Raw genomic sequence first — 23,450 nt, 5'->3', positions numbered from 1 at the left:
TATTTTACTCCTGATCCTGTATTTTCCTTAAATAATTTTCGGGAACTACCGAAACTCTGTTTTCTTTAATTTCTATAATTAAAACCGACTCACCTAACTGAAATTCATAAGGTAAACTGGTAACAGCCACAAAATCGATTAAAGATCCCTTAATGCCTACTCTTACTTTTCCTTTACTATTTTGATCAAAAGGTATTTCTACTCTGCCAATTGAGCCGACAATTTGATTCACACTGACTAAGCTGTTAATAACCCTATTGCCTCGCTTCCATTTAACTAATAGGACAAATAAAGCTCCTAATATAACCCCAATAGCTATGACTGTAATAGCTATCATTACCAACTGATCTTTATCCATTTTTACCCCTTTAACTTAGCTCGGGTAAAGTCTATAAATTTTGGTTATAAGTTAACTCGCATTCTACGTTAAATTTTTGAGATGCTCATGAATTTGCAGAATTTTTTAAGATTTATCCCATTAAAACTTTTTTTAAGAACATAACAAATTGATGTAAGTAAATTTGGCCTAGAGATTTTACGGTTATTAAATACCTTACTTATATGTTAAATAAATTCTTGAGTGTTGAGTCCTAAAATAAGTTCATATTTTTCAGAATTTTCTTCATAAAAATCATATTGATAAAAATAATAAATTTATATGTTAAAATTTAATTTAAACTCATATTGTCCAAATATAAAGGTTTTAAAAAATATAGGAAATTTATTAGGGCTATGGCCTATGGCCTGTTCCCTGTTCCCTGTTCCCTGTTCCCTATTCCCTGTTCCCTGTTCCCTGTTCCCTGTTCCCTGTTCCCTGTTCCCTGTTCCCTGTTCCCTATTAAAACACAACTATGAATCCAGAAGAAATAATCACCCTGATCAATAATTGGATGTTGAGCGCAGAGTTAAAGCCATTAGACAGCCGAGAAGAAGCAATAATAAAAGGAACATTACAAGGATTAAGTTATGAAGAAATGAAAAGCGGGGAACCCGCGTTACGGGGATTGAATGTCAGTTATATTGCTCGATACGTTGCTCATAATTTATGGTCAAAATTAACCAAAGTTTTTCAACAACAACTCATAATTCAAAATGAGGAAAGGGTTCGTAAGGCTAATCTGTGGGAATATTTAGCCAAAGCCAGTCAAACCCGTGAGCAAATCCTAGCACCCATTCCTGTGATCAATCGATTACTAGATAAAGTTCTATTGCGGCGCTATCGAATTATTGAGGACTTAGTTAGTAACGAATTTGCGACAACTTATATCGCTGAAGATATTGGCTTTTCTCAGGCGGTTCCTTGTATTGTTAAACAATGGACAACTCAATCTGAAGCGATGACGCAACGTTTTCAGAGGGAAGCGTGGGCTTTAAGAGAACTAGGGCAACATGATCAAATTCCCCAACTTTTAGCTGACTTTGAAGAAGACGGTTATTATTATATAGTGCATCAATTTATTGAAGGTCAATATTTAAGCCAAAAACTAATGTTAAATCCTCCTCCTTGGCCAGAATCTAAGGTTGTTGATCTTCTAAAAAGCATTTTATCGATCCTGGCTTTTGTGCATGACAAAAAAGTTATTCACCGAGAAATTAACCCGGATAACTTAATTGAACGCAATTCTGACGGTAAAATAGTTCTCTTGGGTTTTGGTTCGGTTAAACAAGTTGCCACAGGACAAACCATTACCATTCAAAATAGTAATCGGGGATATATTGCTCCTGAACAAGCTGTTGGTTGTCCTCAACCTAGAAGTGATGTTTATGCTGTTGGTAAGCTTGGCATTCAAGCGTTAACCGGCATTGAACCAACTAAATTTAAAGTTGATTCTGATACCTTAAATATTGTCTGGCGCGAACAAACACAAGTTAATCCCCAGTTAGGGGATATTTTAGACAAAATGGTCTGTTATGATTTTCGGCAACGTTATGCTTCAGCAGTGGATGCAATGCTGGCTTTAGAGTCATTAAATTTGTCTGATTCCCCACTCGATTAAATATAATTGTAGGATGGGCAAGATGCCCACTCAAACTCGACTAACCACCGCCACCACCGCCACCACCGCCGCCACCACCGCCACCACCGCCGCCACCACCGCCACCACCGTCACCGCCGTAGCCACCACCGTCACCGCCGTAGCCACTACTACCACCAGTTATGAAACTCAAAATAATAAAAATAAAGAAAATCCAGCCAAAAATAGCGTTAATAAATGAACCCCAAGAAAAATTTTGCCAATTAGGAACAGAAACCTTGAGAAGATTATGAGGGAAAGTAATTTGAACTTCTAATTCTTCTCCAGGTTGTATACTTTGTTGAGCAATAAATTGAATGGTTTGAGAGTTTACTTTAACCGAACTAGAAGGAACACCAAAACTTTTAAAATCTTGAATATTTCCTGATAAAATGTTAGGTAATCTAACAGTTATTTTTGCTTTTTCAATGGGAGATTTTCGGTCAGCAAAGATAGCCTTCCAGTAAACTTGATCCCCACTATCATGAATGTGTAAGCCACCAATCACTCGATAATTTAAAACAAATGTATGGGCTTCAGGAGGATTAAGGGAATGTTCCCATCGAATCCAAAATTGATTATTTTCAATTCCTGTGGTTATAGGTAAAAGCTTTCCATTTTCAGAAACTGAGACATCAGTTATCTGATCCACTTTATCTAGAGGAATATATCGATATCTCTGATTGTTGTAGGCTTGAGTAAAAACATAATTTTGAGTTTCACTGATAAGCATATCCCCATTTTCTTGTAGATCAATATCTACATTAATGAATTCCCAATAAAAAGGATATTGATTTTCAGCCTGTGCTACTTCTATCGGTTCTTTTCCCTGAACTACAGGAGATGAATAAGCAAAGCTTGCCATCCAATTAGAAGTTAAAATTAGTAAAAAAGTTAAAATTGATAAAAAGATAGTCTTGAGACTATTGAAGTTAATAATTGCCAATAATTTTTTCCGATTGATTGTGTTACTTTTCATTTTACCCCCTTTTTTTTTTAGGGTAAGCTATTAATAAAATAAATTCAATTCATAAATTCAAAAAAAAATTATTATTTTTCATTAATATATTGATAAAGAAAAGTCATAAAGTTCATAAAGTTCATAAACTTCATAAACTTCATAAACTTCATAAACTTGATACAGCCCAGGAAATTTGCTAATAATTAGTAAAATTACGGATCAGACCGGAATTTTGTGCCAAAATAAAGCTCATATATTTCAGTGAGTCCCTTGTTGTGACGTAATATGGTTCAGTTACCGACGAAAATGCCTTTAAATCCAGGAGACATTATCCGCAATCGTTACCAAGTCCTTCGCTTTTTGGGAAAAGGGGGATTTGGCATAACTTATTTAGTAGAAGATTTAGATTGTCTTAATCAAGAAAGAGTCCTTAAGCAACTCACAGATCCAGATGCTACCCTAGAAGCTAGAGAACTGTTTCAGCGAGAAGCCAAACTTCTTGAACAACTGGGAACTGAACACAGCCAAATTCCCCAAATCTTTGCTTACTTTGAAGAAAACGGAATATATTATCTGGTTCAAGAATATATTCAAGGTCATTGTCTTAACGAAGAATTAACCAATCCTTGCTATGAGCAAACGGTTATTAATTTTCTAGAAGATCTCCTCTCCATTCTTCAATATATTCATCAACAGGGAGTGATTCATCGGGATATTAAACCCTCCAATTTAATCCGACGCAGTAGTGATAATAAAATTGTTTTAATTGATTTTGGCGCGGCTACAGTTAGAAGAAACAGCAATCAAATCACTCGAACTCTAGCACTAGGAACTCCCGGCTATGCACCAGCAGAGCAGTTTATGGGATATCCTCAATTATGTAGTGATATTTATGCAGTGGGAGTTATCGCCATACAAGTTTTGATTAAAAGCAACCCCACTCAGGAGCAATGGGAGCTAGATGCGGCTCATCGTCATTTTATTTGGCGCAATAAGGCTCAAGTAAGGGAAGATTTAGCAGATATTATCGATAAAATGACCGCTTATCATTGTCAAGAGCGCTACCGTTCAGTTCAAGACGTTTTAGAGGCTTTACGTGTATTATCTAGACAGGATAAGCCTGTTGTAATTCCTCCTCCTCCCCCTTTACCTCCAGATCCTCCTAACTATTGGAAACTCAAAGTCGCCTTAAGTGTAGGGTTAGGAGTTATAGTGTTAGGGGGTTGGCTGGTATGGTCAACTCAGAAATCAAGTTTTTGTCCGGTTCAAGAATCCGATTTTATCAGTTGCGCTGGAGTTATCATTAATGATGATAGTCCCTCTTCCGCTAAGGAAAACGGCGTTGAAGCTTACGAAAAAGGAAACTATATACAGGCATTAGATTTTTTTGAAAACGCTAGAAAAGAACAGCCCCGAGACCCAGAAACGCTTATTTATTTAAATAATGTCCAATTAATTCTCAATAAAACTCCGGTTTATAGCATTGCTGTTTCTTTACCTTTAAAAGATAGAAATAATGGCTCAGATGCCGGACTAGAAATTCTTAGAGGGGTAGCCCAAGCCCAAAAATATATTAATGAGAATAATATTATTAAAGGTTATGGGTTACAGGTGGTAATTACTGATGATGATAATAAACCCGCAAGAGCTATTACTATTGCCAATACTTTAGGTAAAGTACCTAATATTTTAGGAGTTATAGGAAGCTACGCCAGCGACGTAACTAAAGCATCGGTTTCAGTTTATGACCAGCATCAATTAGTGTTAATTTCCCCCACTAGCACATCAGAAGATTTAACCGATAGTAGCCGCTTCTTTTTCCGTACCGTATCACCCGATCAAAATAAAGCTGAGAAAGTTGCTAAATTTTTAATTCAAAAAGACATTCAAAAAATTGCTGTTTTTTATAATCCAGATAGTAGTTTTAGTCGGTCTTATAAAAATAATTTTGAGAAGAGTTTTGCCGGCAGAAGTATTCAAGTTTTTGATAATTTAAAAAATGAAAATTTTGATGCTTATCAAGCTATAAAGGAAGTGCGTACACAAGGAAGTCAAGCTTTATTTTTAATTCCTGATGGACGAGTTAATGATTTTTCGTTTAACAATGCTTTAGACTTAATGAGAGCTAATGATAATAAACTGCCCATCATTGGGTCTGATACTTTGTTTAACCCGGCTACTAGAAATCAACGAAAATTTGCCCAAGGGATAGTGATTGCTATTCCTTGGCATCCTTTAACCAGTAGCGATCCAGATTTTACTAAAGAAGCCGAAAAAGAATGGAAAGGAACAGTCAGTTGGCGAACAGCAATGGCCTATGATGCCACTATAACTCTAGCTCAAGCTTTAAATAAAATACCTTCTCCTAATTGGATGGAATCTTTAATGATGATATTTAACCCTAAACAAAAGCGGCTTCAATTACAACAAACTTTAATTGATCCTAATTTTAAAGCTAAGGGAGTGACCGCCCCAGAAATTAGCTTTATTAAAGGTGATCGCCAAGAGAATACAGTCCAATTAGTGACTCTGATTTCTAATCCCTGTTCTAGCGGCGAATATGATTTTGTTCCCGTTGAAAAGGTTAATAAAATAGACCTCTTGCATAATTGTCCGCAGATAAACGCAGATGAACGCAGATGAAATACTTGTCAGTAACTTTATGTGTAGAGATGTATTTCGATAGCAATGAGTTTGAGTTGTTCAAAGTAATATTCTACATTTTTCTACTTAAACAGCAAATTTTAGCCTTTCCTTGGCCAAAAATTCCCTTAATTATGGGACTGACATCCCCCGTCAGATTTAATATTCTAACAATAGAAACAGAGATAAGAAGCTACATCAGTAACGACTAGCTCCTTAACAATACAGATAAATCCTCCATAAACCGATTGAGAGTAACCGCAATAAGTTCCCGACTTGCTAAAACTCTCTCACCCGGATGGATGAAGTCATCAAGGTGGCGACAACGTATACTAATTTAGCTGACTGACTCACAAAGTTTCTCTTGTTGACCTCTGAGTGAACGGATTGAGTCTCCTCTTGCTTAAAATTAAAGCCCTGCTAGGATGCAGGGTTTTTTAACAGTTCCGAGTGGGAAATCCCCGAACGAAACGTAGTGGAGTTCGAGGGACGGACGATGCGCTCCGCGCCACTACGTGAGCAGATCATCTGCCGTGCGACCGCAGATGCGCGTCCTCATGAAAGCGAGTCAGTGGTTGACAGCGTAGCCAAGTACCTATATACTAAAATTGGCCGCAAGGTAAGAACCTGAATTGAGCCAAATTTGGGATGTACCCATCCAAGATGAGAGTGAAAGGTAGTCATTAGGCGGAACCTCCAGAGCTTGGGAAATACGACAAAAATCGAATAAATCGACACGGCAGTTACTCTCGACGGTAACCGTCAAGACCGCACTGCCTCAAGTATCCAGGGACTCTGGAAAACGAAAACGCCTGAGCGAGTCGTTCTGTCGGGAAACCAACGGTGGGAGATGTCATCATCGCTTGTACCAACGAGTTTTAGATAAGTGGCGAAACCCCGTAAGGGAATAACCAGGAATGCCCTATCGTGAGTTAGGGAAGCCCCGCAGGGAGTTTACGGAGTGCGTGGGAGGATGTCACTGAAAAAGGCTACTTTTAGCCGCTTGCACCAACTTGCGGCGTGATTCCATCAACTCGCCCAATTCAAGCGCAAAGCGAGGGGATCGCAATAAGAGCAATTGTAGAGTTTCTGTATCCAAAATGAGAACTTCTAGGTCCTCAAGGGCCTCCACAGAAACATCGCTTTGATGATCAGATAACAAGGATGCTTGTACCCCAAAAAAATCGCCCTCAGATAGTTCTAAAACCGGCTGTGTGTTACCGGTACGATCACGGACCCATAACTGTACACGACCCTGGAGAATAATATACAGTCCTAGCAAACGCTGCTCCTGAGCAATGACAATTTCTCCTTTACCATATTTTTGAGTGGTGATGTTGTCATTTAACTGATCCAGAAGCAGGGGATCGATCATACTTAAACTCGGAATAGAGCGTAAAATTTCTGTGATTCGAAGAACTCGATCTTCTGGGATAGGTGCAACACCTTGATATTCATATTGGTTTTGAATTGGGTAGGGAATCGTCAGATGATGACGTTTAGCCGCATACCAAATACGGGTGATAAACTCATCTAAAATTTTACGAGATTGTCCGTAGTCATCAATAAATAGACCAACTTTATAATTGATATAGAAGTCTTTATAGCCTGTGGTTTGGACAAAAGGTTCTGGATCACTTAATACCCCTTGAGTTTCCCGTGCCGTAGTTTTAAGAATTTGTTTAACTCGATTGGGAGGGTCATCATAAGAAAAGCCTACCTCAAAAGTTTCCACATGAAGACCCGTTGGTCGACTGAGGTTTCTAAAATTACTCTTAGCGAGTTCGGAATTGGGGATAACCAGCAGATCTCGGTTCCAAGTTTGCAAATGTACTGAGCGCCAAGTAACTTCTATCACTTTGCCCACTTTATCCCCAATCTCTACCCAGTCGCCGCTTCTGATGGGGCGCTCAAAAAGCAAAGCAATTCCCGAAAAAATATTGCCTAAGCTGTCTTGCAAGGCTAAACCAATCACCAATGATCCCACGCCCAAGGCGGTCAATAAAGCCCCTAAATCTGTTTTCCAGACACTTGATAACACTAGCGCTGTTCCTACCAAGATCAAGAAAAATCGACTGAGATCAAGAAATAATTTGGGGACTTGAGATTGCCAGCTTTCCGGCCTGGCTTGCTCAAACAGTAAGATATTAATTAAAGTGAGTACCGCATAAATAATAAAAATCCAAAGAACAGTCTCGATTAAGCGAACTAATATAGCCTCTTCAGCAAGCTGTAAGACCTTAACCAAAAGCAAAAAAATAGCCAGGGTTGGCACTACCAAATTTCGCAGGATACGGACAGGCGTGACGAGGGGTTTTTGTTGCCTTTCTAGCTGTACTACGAATTCATTAAGCAACAGCATTAGCATAGGAAACCCTAAAATTAATACCCATGTCCATACAAACCAATTTTGCTTGATGATAAAGTCGGTCATAGAAAATTAATTGACAGTTGGGAATAGGGAAATGAAAAAGGGGGTTTAATCAATTATGCCGACGCTTGCTCCGTTTAAAGAAGAGTTAACATTAATCGATGATTTAATTCCCCCTATTTTCATCGACCAAATTGGGATGACTCCGGCTTTAGGAATTTCTACTTCTCCAATCTGTTCAAATGGGTAAAGATCTTTTACACTCTCATAAACCTTGTGGGTCACTTGAATGACATTTTGCCGAGGTGAGGAATGAATCGCGTAGGCAATTCTCATGGTTTCTCCGGTTAAGGCGTAAATAAATCGAGTTTTTCCTACAATTCCCCCCACTACCGGACCGCAATGAATACCAATATCTAAACTCAATTTTGTTCCCTGTTGCTGATTAAAACGGGTGATTAATTTGAGTAAGTCTAAGGCAAAATCTACCGTCCTTTTAACATGATCGACGCGAGCAACTGACAACCCACAAACCGCCACGTATAAATTGCCGATGGTTCTCATTTTCTCAACGCCATAAGCTTCTGCCGCTTCATCAAAAGCACTGACAATTTCATTGAGTAACCTAATAGTTTGTTCAGGGGGCAATTCAGCAGATAGTTCATTAAAACCCTCTATTTCTGCATATAAAACAGTAACATTGGGAAAAGTATCGGCAATCGCTTGTTCTCCTTTTTTATAGCGTTTGGCGATCAGGTCTGGCAAAATATTGAGCAAGAGGTTTTCGTTTTCTTGCTTCATTTGCTGAATCAGTAGCTCTCTTTGATGTAAGTTCTCGCTCATATAATTAAAAGCTACTGCTAATTCGCCAAATTCATCTTTTGATTGAATGTTTAGCTTAACATCGGTTTCTCCTGATCCGATGCGACAAGCTCCTGCCCTAAGCTGCTTAATGGGACGCACAAACAGCCGCGCCAACCAGTTAGAAAGCGGCGTGAAAAAGACTACGAGAATAGCAGAAGTCACTAATAATTGACGGGTAAACTCATTAATGGGAGCAAAGGCTTCATCCGCACTCATTTGGGCAATTAATCCCCAGTTAAAATCTCCTACCTGAATGGGTTGATAGGCGGCTAGTACGGGAATGCCTCGGTAGTCTTGATAGATGGCTGTTCCTTTCTTACCGGTGATGGCCTGTTCTAAAGCGCTCGATTCTATCTTTTGAACTAAAATGGGTGTGTTTAAGCGGCGTATCCGTTCAATGGTGTTATTATCAAGACCGTTTTTTTCGAGAGCTTGGTAATATTGGTTGGGATTTTCGACAAACTGGCGGGGAAGGGAACGTAACAAGTTATCTGGACCGACTAAATAGGTTTCGCCGGTTTGGCCGAGTCCGGTTTGTTCCCACTGTCCAGATGAGGTCATAATTCCATTGATTTTCTCGATGGGGAGTTGAAACACCAAAGCACCGATAAATTCTGTCCCATCAAAAATTGTGGTGGCGATAAAAGCCGAGGGTTTATTATAGGAGGGACGGTAGGGTTCAAAGTCTTTGATGATGATTAAACTGTGGTCTCTCGATTTTTCAATCGATAAGATGGCTTTGGCTAGGTTGGTATTTTCGTAAGGACCTAACCCTATATTAGTTGCAAAGTCTACTTGTTTTTCTGCGGAGTAGACAATGTTGCCGCTATCAACGTCGATTAAATAAATATCGTTATATTTAAATCTTTTTTGTAAATTTCTAAATAAAGGGTGGTATTTTTGATGAACTTTACTATATTCGCTGCCATCTCCAGGATTTTCTAAATCATTTTGTCTCTGTTTAGAGCGATTTTTCGCTAGGTAGTGGTATTGGAGATATTGGGCGACACTCGTTTGAGGTAAGTAGGTTTCTGCAATGGGTGTTCCATCTACTACATTGTGCCCGAGTTCGGGAATAAAAACATTTTGGTAGTATTTCTCTAACTGTTGTTGCTGGTTGGGGTTTAAGGTTTGAGTTTCTAATTTTTGGTAGGCTGCCTTGAAGGTTTTCATTGCTTCAATGGCTGATGGGGATTCGCTGACGGTGAGAATCTGATTTTTGCTAAATTGAAAGTAGGATTCAATTTCTTTGGCTCTGACGCTTCGTAGGATAACGAGTTGGTTAAAGATGGTTTTGGTAAATGCCGTTTTGCCACTACTGTAATCCATGTAGCCTGTAATGAAAATTAAGGCGATGCTGATTAGCAGTAGCATGAGTAATAGTTTGGATTGAATACTCAGCTTGTTAAGAAATCGCATTTAAAGACTCAAGAGACAACTTGAGACTAAGTTTAATCGTATATTCTATATCATTAGAGGGATTTCTTGACTCGCTCTTAAGTGGTAGGTCTGGGGAAAACTATCCACTGCACTAGCGGCTAGGCTCTCAGGTCATGTCAAGTAGCTGTGGCAAAATTGCGCGATGTTCTAGATAGCCGGCAACCGAAAAACCCTAAAACAATTTTTAATTTAAAATTAAAAGGCTAAAATGCAACGAAATACACAATAAACTAAATATAAACTGATAACTTAATAACTGTTAAATGTTCAGTATTAACTATTTACAGCTATGCCTCCTTTAACTTGTTTTAATTATATCAACGGTCAATGGGTACCCGCGAAAGTGCGCGAAACTTCACAAAGCCGCAACCCTGCCAATTCTAGCGAGGTAGTAGCGACTTTCCCTTTATCCACTTCGGCCGATGTTAATGCCGCAGTAGAAGCCGCACGCAAAGCTTACTTGAGTTGGCGAAAAATCCCTGCACCCCAAAGAGCGGAATATCTTCAACGAGTCGCTCAAATTTTAACCAAGAGAAAAGAAGAACTCGCTACCGTGATGACTCGGGAAATGGGAAAAACCATCGCTGAAGCTCGGGGGGATGTTCAAGAGGGGATAGACTGCGCTTTTTACTATGCTGGGGAAGGAAGGCGTTTATTTGGACAAACCACTCCATCAGAACTCAGCAATAAGTTTGCTATGACGCTGCGGATGCCGGTGGGTGTCTGTGCTTTAATTACCCCTTGGAATTTTCCGGTGGCTATCCCCTGTTGGAAGTCTCTACCGGCCTTAGTCTGTGGCAATACTATTATTCTTAAACCGGCTAAAGATACCCCGGCTTGTGCCACCCTATTAGTCGAAGTTTTCCAGCAAGCCGGCTTTCCGCCAGGAGTCGTTAATTTAGTTCATGGCGTAGGGCCAGAAATCGGACAAGATTTAGTCGAACATCCAGGAATCGATTTAGTTTCTTTTACAGGTTCTTCTGTTATTGGTTCTCAAGTGGGGGAAATTTGCGGACGTATCCATAAGCGTGTCTGTTTGGAATTAGGGGGAAAAAATGCTCAAATTGTGATGGAAGATGCCGATTTAGAATTAGCTTTAGAAGGCGCATTATGGGGAGCTTTTGGCACTACAGGACAACGATGTACGGCCACTAGCCGCTTGATTTTACATCGGGATATCAAAAAGGAATTTACCGAAAAGTTACTCGAGAAAACGGCTCAACTCCGTTTAGGCCCAGGAATTGATCCAAAAACCGATGTCGGGCCTCTCATTAGTTCAACTCAACGGGAAAAGGTGAAAAAATATATTGATCTGGCTCGGGAAGAAGGCGCTAAAATTTTACTCGGCGGCGATATCCCTAAAGATTCTGCCTTAAAATCGGGGTTTTTCTTTGAACCGACAATTTTAGATCACGTCACGCCTCAAATGCGGGTGGCGCAAGAGGAAATTTTTGGGCCTGTGGTGGGCTTAATTGAGGTGAGTTCCTTTGAAGAAGCCATTTCAGTCCTCAATGATACTCCCTACGGCTTATCTTCTTCGATTTATACCCAAGATATTAACCGCGCTTTTCAAGCCATGCAAGACCTTGAAGCCGGTATTACATACATTAATGGCCCCACCATTGGTGCAGAAGTACATCTTGCTTTTGGTGGGGTTAAACAAAGTGGTAATGGACATAGAGAAGCCGGAACTACCGCGTTAGATGTTTTTTCTGAATGGAAAACAGTCTATGTCGATTTTTCAGGACGTTTACAACGAGCGCAAATTGATAATCGTTCTGTCACTGAAAATTAAATAACTGTTAACTTTTACTGAACAATGGTAGGGATGAACTGATTGGGGAATAAGCTTCCTTGTTGTCCTAAAAATCTTTCATTGACGATTTCTCGAAAAGCTTCCAAATTGGCTTCCCATTCATCAATGCCTTGATTTAATTTCTCTATACGCTCCCCTTCGGTGTTGCTGGTCAGATCATAGTTAAAGCTACCAGAAAATAATAAAGCTGGAAGAGATTGTTGATCGGGTAACTGTAACCTGGCTTCATTAATTGTCAAGTTAAATTGACATTTGTCTAACTGATAGAGTAAATTTAGTCCAGCTTGTACAGGTTCTTTACCAAATTCTTGCCAAGCGCCGGGAGCGAGTAAGGTTTCGGTAATAAATTTTCTGCCTGCATCCAGTGAACCCGAAAGCGGAACCACACTTTTTGGACTAATACTTAATCCCTGATATTCAGCAAGAGGAAGCTTTTCAACATATTTGTGAACCAGTTCTGGCAATTTTATCTCTGTTGATTGTTTGGTTCCGAGCATTTCTAAAAAAGTAATGGTTCGCGGTTGAGTAACGATGCTTACCCCATTTTGAAAGCTGACTTGAGCATAATTAGGATTTAACACCGGCTGTTTGTTTAATTCCCAATCACTAGGAATTATTCCACTAGCTTTTAGGAAATCTTCGCTCAACATTGTTGGGTTCAGTTTTTGGGCAGAAATAGAAATGGACAATTCCTGAATTTCTCGCAGTTGTAGGGAAGAGTTTGACTCAGAATTAGGACCTACTGTTACCATAATGATTTGTGATGAATGTTATCAGTACCTTTATTTCTAGTTTAGAAGCAATAGGTGTATTAATTGTGACAACTTTAAAAATCTTTTCTGTTTGCTTAAGCTTTAAATAAATTCTTCAATTTCGGATCAATTTGTTGATCTTGTTCACTCAGATATTAAAATTAGAGACGTTGCCGGCAACGTCCCTACAATGATGATTTCTGGTTATTTGTTACAAAGGGGATTTGAGCTTACGATGCCATCGAAGCAGTGGAACGTCTCCGCCGATAAGTTCTCCCAGAAGTTGTGGCTTCAGGTTGTTCAGCTTGTTCAGGTTGTTCAGCTTGTTCAGGTTGTTCAGCTTGTTGAGCTTGTTCAGGTTGCAAGGGCGACTCTGATGTATCTGCCCATTGCAGGACAAAAACTACTAAGGGTTGGCTTTTGAGTTCCCGTTTAATTAGTCGTTGTAAATAACTCTCTATTTCTTGTCTTAACCCAGTCCAGTTGGGTATGCCGCTTTGGGTTTTAAACTCTCCCCAACGTTCACTGAGAATTTGCTCAATAGAACGATTAATTAATTGGTGTAGTAAGGCACTATCGACAACGGTTACCACTCCCCTTAAATTTAGCTGAGGTTGAGTGACCAGTTTTCCTTGCTGGTTGACGGTAGCCGCTACAGTAACTACTCCGTCGTTGGCTAACTGTTGGCGTTCTTCCATCACCTGTTCATGAACGATGCCGGCTTGGTCTACCAGTTCCAGTCCTGCCGGAACTTGAGCGACAACTTGTATCCGTTCAGTGCTTAACTCAATCACATCGCCGTTTTTAATAATAACGGTGTTTTCTTTGGTAAATCCCATCTTTTGCGCGGTTTGAGCGTGTTGCACTAACATCCGATGTTCTCCGTGTACAGGCACAAAGAATTTCGGTTTGGTGAGAGCTAACATCATTTTTTGGTCTTCCTGACATCCATGACCGGAAACATGAATCCCTTTATCCCGTCCATAGATAACGTTTGCTCCTTGCATCATCAGTTTATCGATACAGTTAACGACGGCTATGGTATTGCCGGGTATCGGGTTAGCAGAGAAGATAATGGTATCTCCTGGACGAGTTTTCACCAGGGGATGTTCTCCGTTGGCAATGCGAGTCATAGCCGCTAAGGGTTCTCCTTGTGAGCCGGTGGTGAGAATGAGAACCCGCTCATCCGCTAATCCTTTGGTGGCTTTAATGGGAACAAATAGCTCATCAGGACATTTAATATAGCCTAAGTTACGACAATGAGCGATGACATTAAGCATGGACCTTCCGACTACCGCCACTTTTCGGTTGTGTTTTTGGGATAACTGTAGGGCGATATTGATACGGTGAACCGATGAAGCAAAGGTGGTGAGCATGATTCGCCCCTGGGCCTGAGCAAATATCCGGTCTAAATTAGGATAAACGCTGGCTTCTGAGGGAGTATGTCCGGGGACTTCTGAGTTGGTGGAGTCACTCAGTAAGCATAATACGCCTTTCTCCCCATATTCGGCTAATCGATGAAAGTCAAAATGTTGACCATCTATAGGGGTATGGTCAATTTTAAAGTCTCCTGTGTGTATGAGGATGCCGATAGGAGTGTGAATGGCCAGCGTAAAACTATCGGCCATTGAGTGGGTATTACGGATAAATTCTACTAAAAAGTGTTTTCCAACTCGCACTATTTCCCGAGAACGAACCGTTTTTAAGCTGGTGCGGCCTGTCACGGCGGCTTCTTCTAATTTATCCTCTATTAAGGCAATGGCGAGAGGCGGACCATAAATAACGGGAATTTCAAATTGTTTTAAATGGTAAGGTATTCCCCCAATATGATCTTCATGACCATGAGTAGCAATCATCCCTTTTATTTTCTGATGATTTTCTCGTAGATAGGTCATTTCGGGTAAGACGATATTAACCCCGTGCATATCATCGGTGGGAAAAGCGATTCCTGCATCCACCATTAATATTTCATCTTCATACTCATAGATACAAGTATTTTTTCCGATTTCATGAAGTCCGCCTAGGGGAATAATTTTTAATTTAGATTGGGTTTCGTTGTTACTCATTTGCCTCCTTTACAATTGGCTATTTTGGGTTTGAGTTTTTAGAGTTTTTCCTAAAAATTTAATAGTTATTTGGCTACGGGTTTTTTTCAACAATTTTTGTCTCTTAATCAGATTTTTTTATGCAGATAAAAATATATTTTTCCTGCTTTTCTAATGCCTAATTGCTCCACAGGAATTTTTTCTTAATAAATTGTTACTATTATTGTAACGTATTTAATCTATACGTTGTCAAATAGAGTTCATTAATCTTTTTTTGTCCACTTTTTAGATTAATGATAGGTCTCGTAACACAGTTTCTAAGCTTTTTTGTAACTCGGAAGACAATTCACAAAGTGGAGGGCGCACTCCTCCTACTTTCCAACCTTGCATTTTTAAGGCGGCTTTAACCGGGATGGGATTTGTCGTACAAAATAAAGCTTTAAATAGTGGAGAAAGTTTTAAATGAATTTCTGTAGCTAAGGAATTTTTGCCAACTTCAAACGCTTGAATCATTTCCTGCATCTGTTGACCCACTAAATGACTCGCTACGCTAACTACCCCGATGGCTCCCACTGTCATTAACGGTAGAGTAATAAAATCTTCTCCTGAATAAATTGCAAAAGATGAAGGCGTTAAACTGCGAATTCTACAGGCTTGTTCTATATTCCCACTGGCTTCTTTTATAGCAACAATATTCTCAATTTCTGCTAATTTGGCCACGGTTTCTGGGAGAAGATTTTGCCCTGTACGTCCTGGCACATTGTAAAGCATTATCGGTAGCTCTGGACAAGCTTCGGCGATTGAGCGAAAATGCTGATATAATCCCTCTTGAGGGGGTTTATTGTAATAGGGAACCACCTGCAATGAGCCATCTATTCCTATTTTAGCAGCTTCTTTAGTGGCCTGAATAGATTTTTCTGTGGAGTTGGTGCCGGTGCCAGCGATAATTTTGGCTTTATCCCCAACGGCTTTTTTCACGACTTGAAAGAGTTGGCATTTTTCTTCCAAGCTAAGGGTGGGCGATTCTCCTGTTGTTCCACACACCACTAACCCATCACTGCCTTGATTGACTAAATGGACAGCTAATTCGCCGGCCGCCTCATAATTGACTTGCCCTTGCTCATCCAAGGGGGTCACCATAGCAGTGATTACCCTTCCAAAATTCTGATCACTCATCTGTATTTTTTCTCTTGTTCTGACAGTTATTGTCCCACAGAAACGGCTACGGTTTTTGAGGGATGAAGTAGATTTTCTTGGAGCAATAATTCTGCAATCTGAATGGCATTAAGAGCGGCTCCTTTGCGAATTTGATCTCCACATAACCATAATTCTAGACCATTAGGATGAGAGAGATCTTGACGAATTCTTCCCACTAATACATCATCTTGGCCGCTTGCTTCTATGGGCATGGGGAAATAATTTTTCTGCCAATCTTCTACTACTTTTACGCCGGCTGCACTTGCTAAAATTTCTTGGGCTTTTTTGACCGGGAAAGGTTGCTCAAATTCTAGGTTAACGGCTTCTGAATGGGCCCGCAATACGGGAACTCGCACACAAGTGGCACTAATGCGGATCTCTGAATCCCCAAAAATTTTACGGGTTTCATTGATCATTTTCATTTCTTCCTCACAGTATCCCAGTTCATTGAGGGCTGAATTGTGAGGGAATAGATTAAAGGCCAGAGGATAGGGTAAAATTTCGGCAGTGGGAGTTTGCTGATTTAAAATCGCTTGGGCTTGGATTTTGACTTCTTCCATTGCTCTAGCACCGGCACCACTAGCTGATTGATAGGTCGCTACCACCATCCGTTTTACGGGTTGAACTTTGTGTAACGGATATACGGCTACCGCCATAATAATGGTAGTACAGTTGGGGTTAGCAATAATTCCCTGATGCTCGGCGGCGGCTTGGGGGTTGATTTCGGGCACAATGAGCGGCACTTTAGGGTCCATGCGAAAAGCGCTGGAGTTATCTACCATCACTGCACCCGAGGAGACGATGGTTTTGGCCCAAGCTTTGGAAATTGAGCCGCCTGCCGAGGCTAAAACGAGATCAATTCCTTTAAATGATCCTTCGTTGACTTCTTCGATGGTTAAGGCCTGGCCTTTAAATAAGAGGGTTTTACCAGCCGAACGACCCGAAGCAAGTAGTTTTAGATTAGCTACTGGGAAGTGGTGGCTTTCGAGTAATTCGATGAGTTCTGTGCCGACTGCTCCGCTTGCGCCGAGGATAGCAACATTAATTTCTTTTGTCAATTGAGTTTCCTCCTTAGATTGGTTAAACCTTGAACTGGGTTTTTGATGGGGTTTTGATATATGGTTTTATCTATTTAAACTTAAGTTACTATAACGGGCTAGTTTAGTTTAGAAAGACTTTACTGTTCAAGGTTTAAGATGGCTTTACTTTATCATAACCCGAACAGATAATAATATTTTCAGCTTGGTTATCATATCATAGAGCGAGCATTGTTGCTCTTGTTTGACCGACTTGAGCGGCTCAAGTTCCCCCGATAGGTTTTTGGCTAGTGAGTCATGAGGGCGGCTAATTCGCTGCTTGGGCGACAAATGAGATTTTCTGGGGCATCTGATCGCCATCCTATGCGGGTTGGTCTAATCCAAAGGGGGTTTTATGACCGGTGCCAGAGTAGGGGACTGACGACAGTTAAAAAATATTTCCCTAAACTTACTCATTTCTGGGCATAACGCGCTAGTTCATAAGCTGTTACGCCTCATTATTAAGTCGGTAAATCTGTCACAGTAGCACTAACTATTTCAATAATAACGACCTAAACCGAATTTTATTCCTGAATTTTCCTGAATTTTATTTATTGTTCAAGTCCTAAATTTAACTGAACTATTAATGGCAAAAGCCTGAGAGACTTAAAAAGTCTTCAATTTTAGGTAAAGTTAAGTCATGAACATTTTTAAATCCATCAAAAAAGCTGTCATTTTTGGGCTGTTATTTTTAGGGTTAACTTTCGCCGTTCAAAACCCCAGTTACGCGACAGAGCTTAAAGGAGATTGGACCCTTGTATCTATCGGTAATGAGCCGGTTTTAAACAGTGCTAAAATCACAGCAAGCTTTGATGATGAACCTGATAATGTAATTTACGGTAGTGCTGGTTGCAATCGCTACATTGCGTCTTTCTGTGCAACGGAAAATCGCATTTTAATTGGGCCTGTAGCTACTACCCAAATGTTATGTCATCCTCAAGCTATAATGAAGCAAGAAGGTGCATATATACAAGCATTAGAAGCCGCAAAATACTATGAAGTAAGTGAGCAACATTTAAAACTTAGTGACGGGAACAATCAAACTTTAGAATATGTTAAAGACCCCTAAAATTATCAGAGTTTATTAGCGAGAGTAATAGCATTTGGGTTGGATAACTCATGAGTTATTCAACCATTTTTTAGTCAGAATATTTGGAGTCAGAAAAAGGAAGACAAGGAGCTAGAAATATTCCTACTCAGATTCATTGTGGAAAACGACGATCACAGCACGGTTTGCTTCCTCCCCAGTCATAGCTCAACCTGACTGATATTTTTATGCCTTGATGGAAAAGGGGATTTTCATTCGCCCAGCTTGATCCACATTGGTAATTCGAGGGTAAAATATAAAGATCGGGATACCCTGCTTAAAACGGGAAAACCCATTTCTAAGCTTAAGTAAATCCAAAGCATACATTTATAGTCGTTTTGAGAAAGAGAAATCGATGAAAGTTACCCAGGAAAAGCTTCCTGACAGTCAAATCGGGTTAGAAATTGAAATTCCCCCAGAAACATCTAAACAAACCTACGAAACGGTGGTCAACAACCTTGCACGCACGACACAGATTCCTGGGTTTCGCAAGGGAAAAATCCCCCGTCAGGTCCTAGTTCAACGGTTAGGGTCCCTACGGATCAAGGCTACTGCCTTAGAAGAAATCATTCAATCGAGTTTGCAAGAAGCTATTAAACAAGAATCGATTGAAGTGATCGGGAATTATCAATTAGGCTCGAGTTTTGAAGAATTACTGCAAAAATTTAACCCCGGAGAAACCTTCACTTTCTCAGCCTCGGTGGATGTTCCCCCTACAGTGCAACTCGGAGATTATCAAAATCTTCAGATCAAAGCCGAAGAAAGCGTCTATGATCCTCAAAAAATAGATGAGTGGCTAGAACAGCAACGAGAAAAATTTGTCACCTTAGTTCCCATTGAAGATCGTCCCGCTCAAATTGGGGATGTGGCAATTATCGATTACTACGCACTAGCCAACGACGGACCTCAAGCCGGAGAAGCTATCCCCGGCGTACAGGGGACAGATTTTCGCGTAGAACTCGGTGAAGGACGCTTTATTAGTGGATTCGTCGAAGGCATTGTCGGCATGAAACCTGATGAAACCAAAGAAATTAATGCCACTTTCCCAGAGGATTATCCTCAAGAAGAATTAGCCGGCAAAGAAGCTATTTTTACGGTTACCCTCAAGGAACTTAAAACTAAAGAACTCCCCGAACTTGATGACGAGTTGGCTGAACAAATCAGTGAAAACAGCGAACAAAAATTTGAAACGCTGGCCGAGTGGCGTGAATACCTAGAAAAACAGTTCTCAGAACAAGCCCAAAATGAGACTAAAAATAGCATCCACTCTCGCATCATTGAAGAATTAGTGAACATTAGTACCGTAGATTTGCCCGAAACTTTAATTCAGGAAGAAATAACCGAATTACTGCGACAAACTGCTGTACAAATGCAACAAATGGGAGTAGATGTCAAAACCCTCTTTACTTCAGAAAATATTGGCCGTATGCGAGATAATGCTCGTCCTGAAGCGGTGGAGCGATTGAAACAAACTCTCGTGCTGACTGAGGTGGCTAAAGTCGAATCCATTGAAGTCGATAACCAAGCCATTGAGGAAAGATATAATAAGCTCAAACAGCAATTACAAGGGCAAGACATCGATCTAGACCGTTTACGAGAAGTTATCATCCAAGAATTACAGACTCAAAAAACTCTCGAATGGCTGCAAGAAAAAGCAACCGTTGAATTAGTGCCTAAATCAACACCTCAAGAAGAGGAAACAGAAATAGACCAAGGAGAAGATACTATCATTGAAACCTTCGCCGAGCCGATTGAGTCTTCTCGAGAAACTTCTGAGGAATCTTAGAAAATAATTAGCCAAAATTCTCGCAAAAGTTCCAAAGAACCGAAAATTTTGTGGTAGATTTGAGGTGGAGGAAGTAGCCTCAATCCAAATGCCATTAAGGCTATTCAAAAAAGCCTGAAGGCGGAGCTTTTGAAAAAACCCTAAACTAGAGCCAACGGGCCCTTTGTTAGTAAATAAGCTTAGGATTGACTAAAATTGTAATTTACCAAGCCTCCACCTGAAAAACCAACGATTAACACCATCTCTCAACTGGCTTACTCTAGCCGAAAACGCGGGAAAAACGCTAAGTTAGTAGTAACTGGCAAAATTTTTTTAAACAGCATCCAAATCCTATGGTTCAATCAAAATCGCCTGATCACCCCATCATTAGCTATTGCTCCCCCAAGATCTACTCCAGCACTCAGAATATCGTGCCGGTAGTTATAGAACAATCGGGGATGGGAGAAAGAGCATTTGATATTTACTCGCGCTTATTGCGGGAAAGAATCGTATTTTTAGGCACAGCAATTGATGATAATGTCGCTGACTCCATTGTGGCTCAACTGCTGTATCTCGATGCTGAAGATCCAGAAAAAGACATTCAACTCTATATCAATTCCCCAGGCGGCTCGGTGTACGCTGGACTAGCCATTTACGATACCATGCAACAAATTCGTCCTGATGTAGTCACCATCTGCTTTGGACTAGCAGCCAGCATGGGAGCCTTCTTGCTATCCGGTGGCACAAAAGGAAAACGCATGGCTTTACCCAGTGCTAGAATAATGATCCATCAACCCATCGGCGGAGCGCAAGGGCAAGCGGTGGAAATCGATATTCAAGCTAAAGAAATCCTCTATATCAAACAAAGATTAAATTCTCTATTAGCCGAACACACCGGTCAACCCTACGAAAGAATCGCAGAAGACACCGAGCGAGATTTTTATATGTCCGTTCATGATGCCAAAGACTACGGATTAATCGATCAGGTCATTTCTCGCTCAGAACTTCCTGATCCCACAATTCCAGTAACCTCACTGTAATAAGAAATAACTATGTCTAAATACGACTCCCACCTAAAGTGTTCGTTTTGTGGCAAATCCCAGGAACAGGTTCGTAAACTTATCGCTGGTCCGGGAGTCTACATTTGCGATGAGTGTGTAGAACTGTGTAACGAAATTTTGGATGAGGAACTGATGGAACCCCCAAGCCCGGTTTCCTCATCCGTTTCGCCAAGGGAAGAACGCCCGAAACGTCGCAATAGCCGAGAACGTCTCACTCTCGGCCAAATTCCCAAACCCAGAGAGATCAAAAAATATCTCGATGAATATGTGATTGGACAAAATGAGGCGAAAAAAGTCCTCTCGGTGGCAGTGTATAACCACTACAAACGTCTCTCAGATATCCAATCCAAACGCAGTGGAACAGGCTCAATTGATGATCCGATCGAATTACAAAAATCTAATATACTCCTGATGGGTCCCACTGGCTCAGGAAAAACCCTTTTAGCTCAAACCTTAGCCAAAATTCTCGACGTGCCTTTTGCGGTGGCTGATGCCACAACTCTCACCGAAGCCGGTTATGTGGGAGAAGATGTGGAAAATATTCTGCTACGACTGTTACAAGTGGCAGACCTTGATGTAGAAGAAGCTCAACGGGGAATTATCTATATTGATGAAATCGATAAAATAGCCCGTAAAAGCGAAAATCCCTCTATTACTCGTGATGTATCGGGAGAAGGCGTACAGCAGGCACTCCTGAAAATGTTAGAAGGAACCATCGCCAATGTTCCTCCCCAAGGAGGACGCAAGCACCCTTATCAAGATTGTATCCAAATCGATACCAGTAATATTCTCTTCATCTGTGGCGGCGCATTTGTCGGCTTGGATAAAATTGTTGAACAGCGACTCGGCAAAAAATCTATGGGATTTATACAGCCAGGAGACGGAAATGCAAAAGATAAACGTACAGCCGATTTGCTTAAAGTAATAGAACCTGACGACCTAGTAAAATTTGGCATGATTCCCGAATTTGTCGGGAGAATTCCGGTTATGGCCTCGTTAGACCCCCTCGATGAAGAAGCCCTCATCGCTATTCTCACTCAGCCGCGAAATGCTCTAGTTAAACAATATCAAAAACTCCTGAAGATGGATAATGTTCAATTAGAGTTTAAATCAGATGCCGTCAGAGCGATCGCTCAAGAAGCCTATCGGCGCAAAACCGGGGCCAGAGCATTACGGGGAATCGTGGAAGAATTAATGTTAGAAGTGATGTATGAGCTACCCTCCCGAAAAGATGTCAAGCGCTGTTTGATTACCCGGGAAATGGTAGAAAAACGCTCAACGGCTGATTTATTAGTTCATCCTTCCTCAATTGTTACACCCGAGTCAGCTTAAAAAATTCGCTCATTCAAAATTGAGATTTGATAGCGAAAGCTAAAAGCTAAATAAGATAGTACAATTAACAGTAAATTTATCTTTTTCAATTTTGAATTTAAAAAGCGCTCAATGACACAGGAGACAGAACAACGGATCACCGTTAGAGGTGTTGACCATTATTATGAGTGGATTAGTGAGGGCCTGTCCCCTGCACCGCATTCGGAGGCTTGTGCCGCTTCTCACTCAGAAAATTCTCTACCTAAACCCGTCATGGTGTTTATTCATGGTTGGGGAGGATCAGCCAGATATTGGCGTAAGACGGCTAAAGAATTGTCTCAAAATTTTGACTGCTTACTCTACGATTTACGTGGTTTTGGACGAAGTAAACTCCCTCAAACGCCTGTAGAAGTTACTTACGAATTAGAAGAATACGCGCTTGATTTAGCGGCTTTATTAGATGCTTTAAATATAAAACGAGTTTATCTCCACAGTCACTCTATGGGCGCATCGGTAGCCGCTTTTTTTATAGATTTATTTCCTGAACGAGTAGAAAAAGCCATCTTAGCTTGTAATGGGATTTTTGAATACGATGAAAAAGCGTTTTCAGCTTTTCATAAATTTGGAAAATATGTGGTTCAGTTTCGTTATCCTTGGTTTTTAAAAATTCCTTTAGCTGATCGCTTATTTATGGCGCGATTTCTTCATCGTCCCATTGAAAAAGATGCTCAGAGGGATTTTTTAGAGGATTTTATTTTAGCAGATTATGAAGCGGCTTTAGGGACAATTTATACCTCAGTTAGTCAGAAAGCAGTGGAAGTTATGCCGCAAAAGTTTGCACAGTTTAAAGTTCCCACCCTGCTAATTTCTGGCGAAAAAGATATTATTATTCCCGCAGCAATGGGTCGTCAAGCGGCGGCTTTGAATGAAAATATATCCTATGTTGAAATTCCTAAAACTGCTCATTTTCCCATGTTGGAAGATGCCCCAACTTATTTACAAGAAGTTCAAAAATTTTTGCAAGATAACTCGCTTTAATCTCATTT

Annotated in this window: 16 protein-coding genes; 8 read left to right on the top strand and 8 right to left on the bottom strand. The window is 40.5% G+C overall.

Translation table 11 applies throughout. From position 1 onward, the window contains the following. Positions 1–4 precede the first annotated feature (4 nt). Positions 5–358, bottom strand: coding sequence for an NfeD family protein (locus tag CYAN7822_RS08700; protein WP_013321878.1), 354 nt, complete (start codon positions 356–358; stop codon positions 5–7). 493 nt (positions 359–851) lie between these two features. Between CYAN7822_RS08700 and CYAN7822_RS08690 the strand changes: the two genes are divergently transcribed. Beyond that, positions 852–1,997: a serine/threonine protein kinase gene (locus tag CYAN7822_RS08690; RefSeq protein WP_013321877.1), complete on the top strand. Its 1,146-nt coding sequence runs from the start codon at positions 852–854 to the stop codon at positions 1,995–1,997. Between the two features lie 40 nt (positions 1,998–2,037). Here the strand turns inward: CYAN7822_RS08690 and CYAN7822_RS40170 are convergent, their stop codons facing one another. Further along, the gene (locus CYAN7822_RS40170; protein WP_013321876.1) at positions 2,038–2,994 is read right to left on the bottom strand and encodes a DUF2207 domain-containing protein; all 957 of its coding nucleotides are present in this window, start codon (positions 2,992–2,994) and stop codon (positions 2,038–2,040) included. Positions 2,995–3,261: 267 nt separating this feature from the next. Between CYAN7822_RS40170 and CYAN7822_RS08680 the strand changes: the two genes are divergently transcribed. Next, positions 3,262–5,619, top strand: a complete 2,358-nt coding sequence (locus CYAN7822_RS08680) for a bifunctional serine/threonine-protein kinase/ABC transporter substrate-binding protein (RefSeq protein ID WP_013321875.1) — start codon at positions 3,262–3,264, stop codon at positions 5,617–5,619. Between the two features lie 976 nt (positions 5,620–6,595). Here the strand turns inward: CYAN7822_RS08680 and CYAN7822_RS08670 are convergent. Next, positions 6,596–8,053 carry a mechanosensitive ion channel family protein gene (locus CYAN7822_RS08670; RefSeq protein ID WP_013321874.1) on the bottom strand — a complete coding sequence of 486 codons (1,458 nt, stop codon included), beginning with the start codon at positions 8,051–8,053 and terminating at the stop codon, positions 6,596–6,598. A gap of 45 nt (positions 8,054–8,098) precedes the next feature. After that, complete coding sequence (locus CYAN7822_RS08665; protein ID WP_162052169.1) at positions 8,099–10,228, bottom strand: adenylate/guanylate cyclase domain-containing protein; 2,130 nt, start codon at positions 10,226–10,228, stop codon at positions 8,099–8,101. 355 nt (positions 10,229–10,583) lie between these two features. Here CYAN7822_RS08665 and CYAN7822_RS08660 point away from each other — a divergent pair, with 355 nt between their 5' ends. Continuing rightward, on the top strand, positions 10,584–12,089 hold the full coding sequence (locus tag CYAN7822_RS08660) for an aldehyde dehydrogenase family protein (RefSeq protein WP_013321872.1): 1,506 nt from the start codon (positions 10,584–10,586) through the stop codon (positions 12,087–12,089). Between the two features lie 14 nt (positions 12,090–12,103). Here the strand turns inward: CYAN7822_RS08660 and CYAN7822_RS08655 are convergent, their stop codons facing one another. The 4 genes from CYAN7822_RS08655 to CYAN7822_RS08640 form a co-directional block, all read right to left on the bottom strand. Next, entirely contained in the window at positions 12,104–12,862 is a 759-nt protein-coding gene (locus CYAN7822_RS08655) for a hypothetical protein (RefSeq protein ID WP_013321871.1), read from the bottom strand. Between the two features lie 230 nt (positions 12,863–13,092). Beyond that, entirely contained in the window at positions 13,093–14,928 is a 1,836-nt protein-coding gene (locus CYAN7822_RS08650) for a ribonuclease J (RefSeq protein WP_013321870.1), read from the bottom strand. A 264-nt stretch (positions 14,929–15,192) separates the two neighbouring features. Next, a complete protein-coding gene (dapA, locus tag CYAN7822_RS08645) occupies positions 15,193–16,083 on the bottom strand; it encodes a 4-hydroxy-tetrahydrodipicolinate synthase (protein WP_013321869.1) in 891 nt (296 codons plus the stop codon). A 26-nt stretch (positions 16,084–16,109) separates the two neighbouring features. Then, a complete protein-coding gene (locus tag CYAN7822_RS08640; protein WP_013321868.1) occupies positions 16,110–17,162 on the bottom strand; it encodes an aspartate-semialdehyde dehydrogenase in 1,053 nt (350 codons plus the stop codon). Positions 17,163–17,820: 658 nt separating this feature from the next. On the opposite strand from CYAN7822_RS08640, the gene CYAN7822_RS08635 reads away from it, so the two are divergent. The 5 genes from CYAN7822_RS08635 to CYAN7822_RS08615 all read left to right on the top strand — a co-directional run bounded on the left by CYAN7822_RS08635 (position 17,821) and on the right by CYAN7822_RS08615 (position 23,442). After that, positions 17,821–18,249, top strand: coding sequence for an META domain-containing protein (locus tag CYAN7822_RS08635; protein ID WP_013321867.1), 429 nt, complete (start codon positions 17,821–17,823; stop codon positions 18,247–18,249). A gap of 373 nt (positions 18,250–18,622) precedes the next feature. Beyond that, positions 18,623–20,053, top strand: a complete 1,431-nt coding sequence (gene tig / locus CYAN7822_RS08630; protein ID WP_013321866.1) for a trigger factor — start codon at positions 18,623–18,625, stop codon at positions 20,051–20,053. Positions 20,054–20,385: 332 nt separating this feature from the next. Further along, positions 20,386–21,072 carry an ATP-dependent Clp endopeptidase proteolytic subunit ClpP gene (gene clpP / locus CYAN7822_RS08625; RefSeq protein ID WP_013321865.1) on the top strand — a complete coding sequence of 229 codons (687 nt, stop codon included), beginning with the start codon at positions 20,386–20,388 and terminating at the stop codon, positions 21,070–21,072. A gap of 12 nt (positions 21,073–21,084) precedes the next feature. Next, positions 21,085–22,425 carry an ATP-dependent protease ATP-binding subunit ClpX gene (clpX, locus tag CYAN7822_RS08620; RefSeq protein WP_013321864.1) on the top strand — a complete coding sequence of 447 codons (1,341 nt, stop codon included), beginning with the start codon at positions 21,085–21,087 and terminating at the stop codon, positions 22,423–22,425. Positions 22,426–22,536: 111 nt separating this feature from the next. Beyond that, positions 22,537–23,442, top strand: coding sequence for an alpha/beta fold hydrolase (locus CYAN7822_RS08615; RefSeq protein ID WP_013321863.1), 906 nt, complete (start codon positions 22,537–22,539; stop codon positions 23,440–23,442). Positions 23,443–23,450 lie beyond the last annotated feature (8 nt).

Origin of the sequence: Gloeothece verrucosa PCC 7822 (genome assembly GCF_000147335.1) — a bacterium.
Lineage (GTDB): Bacteria > Cyanobacteriota > Cyanobacteriia > Cyanobacteriales > Microcystaceae > Gloeothece > Gloeothece verrucosa.
Note: the sequence above shows the minus strand (reverse complement) of the source record. Positions and strands in the feature narration are given on the sequence as shown.

Coding starts and splice junctions, on each gene's coding strand:
- CYAN7822_RS08700 (WP_013321878.1), bottom strand. CDS start 358: ATGGATAAAGATCAGTTGGTAATGATAGCTATTACAGTCATAGCTATT.
- CYAN7822_RS08690 (WP_013321877.1), top strand. CDS start 852: ATGAATCCAGAAGAAATAATCACCCTGATCAATAATTGGATGTTGAGC.
- CYAN7822_RS40170 (WP_013321876.1), bottom strand. CDS start 2,994: ATGAAAAGTAACACAATCAATCGGAAAAAATTATTGGCAATTATTAAC.
- CYAN7822_RS08680 (WP_013321875.1), top strand. CDS start 3,262: ATGGTTCAGTTACCGACGAAAATGCCTTTAAATCCAGGAGACATTATC.
- CYAN7822_RS08670 (WP_013321874.1), bottom strand. CDS start 8,053: ATGACCGACTTTATCATCAAGCAAAATTGGTTTGTATGGACATGGGTA.
- CYAN7822_RS08665 (WP_162052169.1), bottom strand. CDS start 10,228: ATGCTACTGCTAATCAGCATCGCCTTAATTTTCATTACAGGCTACATG.
- CYAN7822_RS08660 (WP_013321872.1), top strand. CDS start 10,584: ATGCCTCCTTTAACTTGTTTTAATTATATCAACGGTCAATGGGTACCC.
- CYAN7822_RS08655 (WP_013321871.1), bottom strand. CDS start 12,862: ATGGTAACAGTAGGTCCTAATTCTGAGTCAAACTCTTCCCTACAACTG.
- CYAN7822_RS08650 (WP_013321870.1), bottom strand. CDS start 14,928: ATGAGTAACAACGAAACCCAATCTAAATTAAAAATTATTCCCCTAGGC.
- dapA (WP_013321869.1), bottom strand. CDS start 16,083: ATGAGTGATCAGAATTTTGGAAGGGTAATCACTGCTATGGTGACCCCC.
- CYAN7822_RS08635 (WP_013321867.1), top strand. CDS start 17,821: ATGAACATTTTTAAATCCATCAAAAAAGCTGTCATTTTTGGGCTGTTA.
- tig (WP_013321866.1), top strand. CDS start 18,623: ATGAAAGTTACCCAGGAAAAGCTTCCTGACAGTCAAATCGGGTTAGAA.
- clpP (WP_013321865.1), top strand. CDS start 20,386: ATGGTTCAATCAAAATCGCCTGATCACCCCATCATTAGCTATTGCTCC.
- clpX (WP_013321864.1), top strand. CDS start 21,085: ATGTCTAAATACGACTCCCACCTAAAGTGTTCGTTTTGTGGCAAATCC.
- CYAN7822_RS08615 (WP_013321863.1), top strand. CDS start 22,537: ATGACACAGGAGACAGAACAACGGATCACCGTTAGAGGTGTTGACCAT.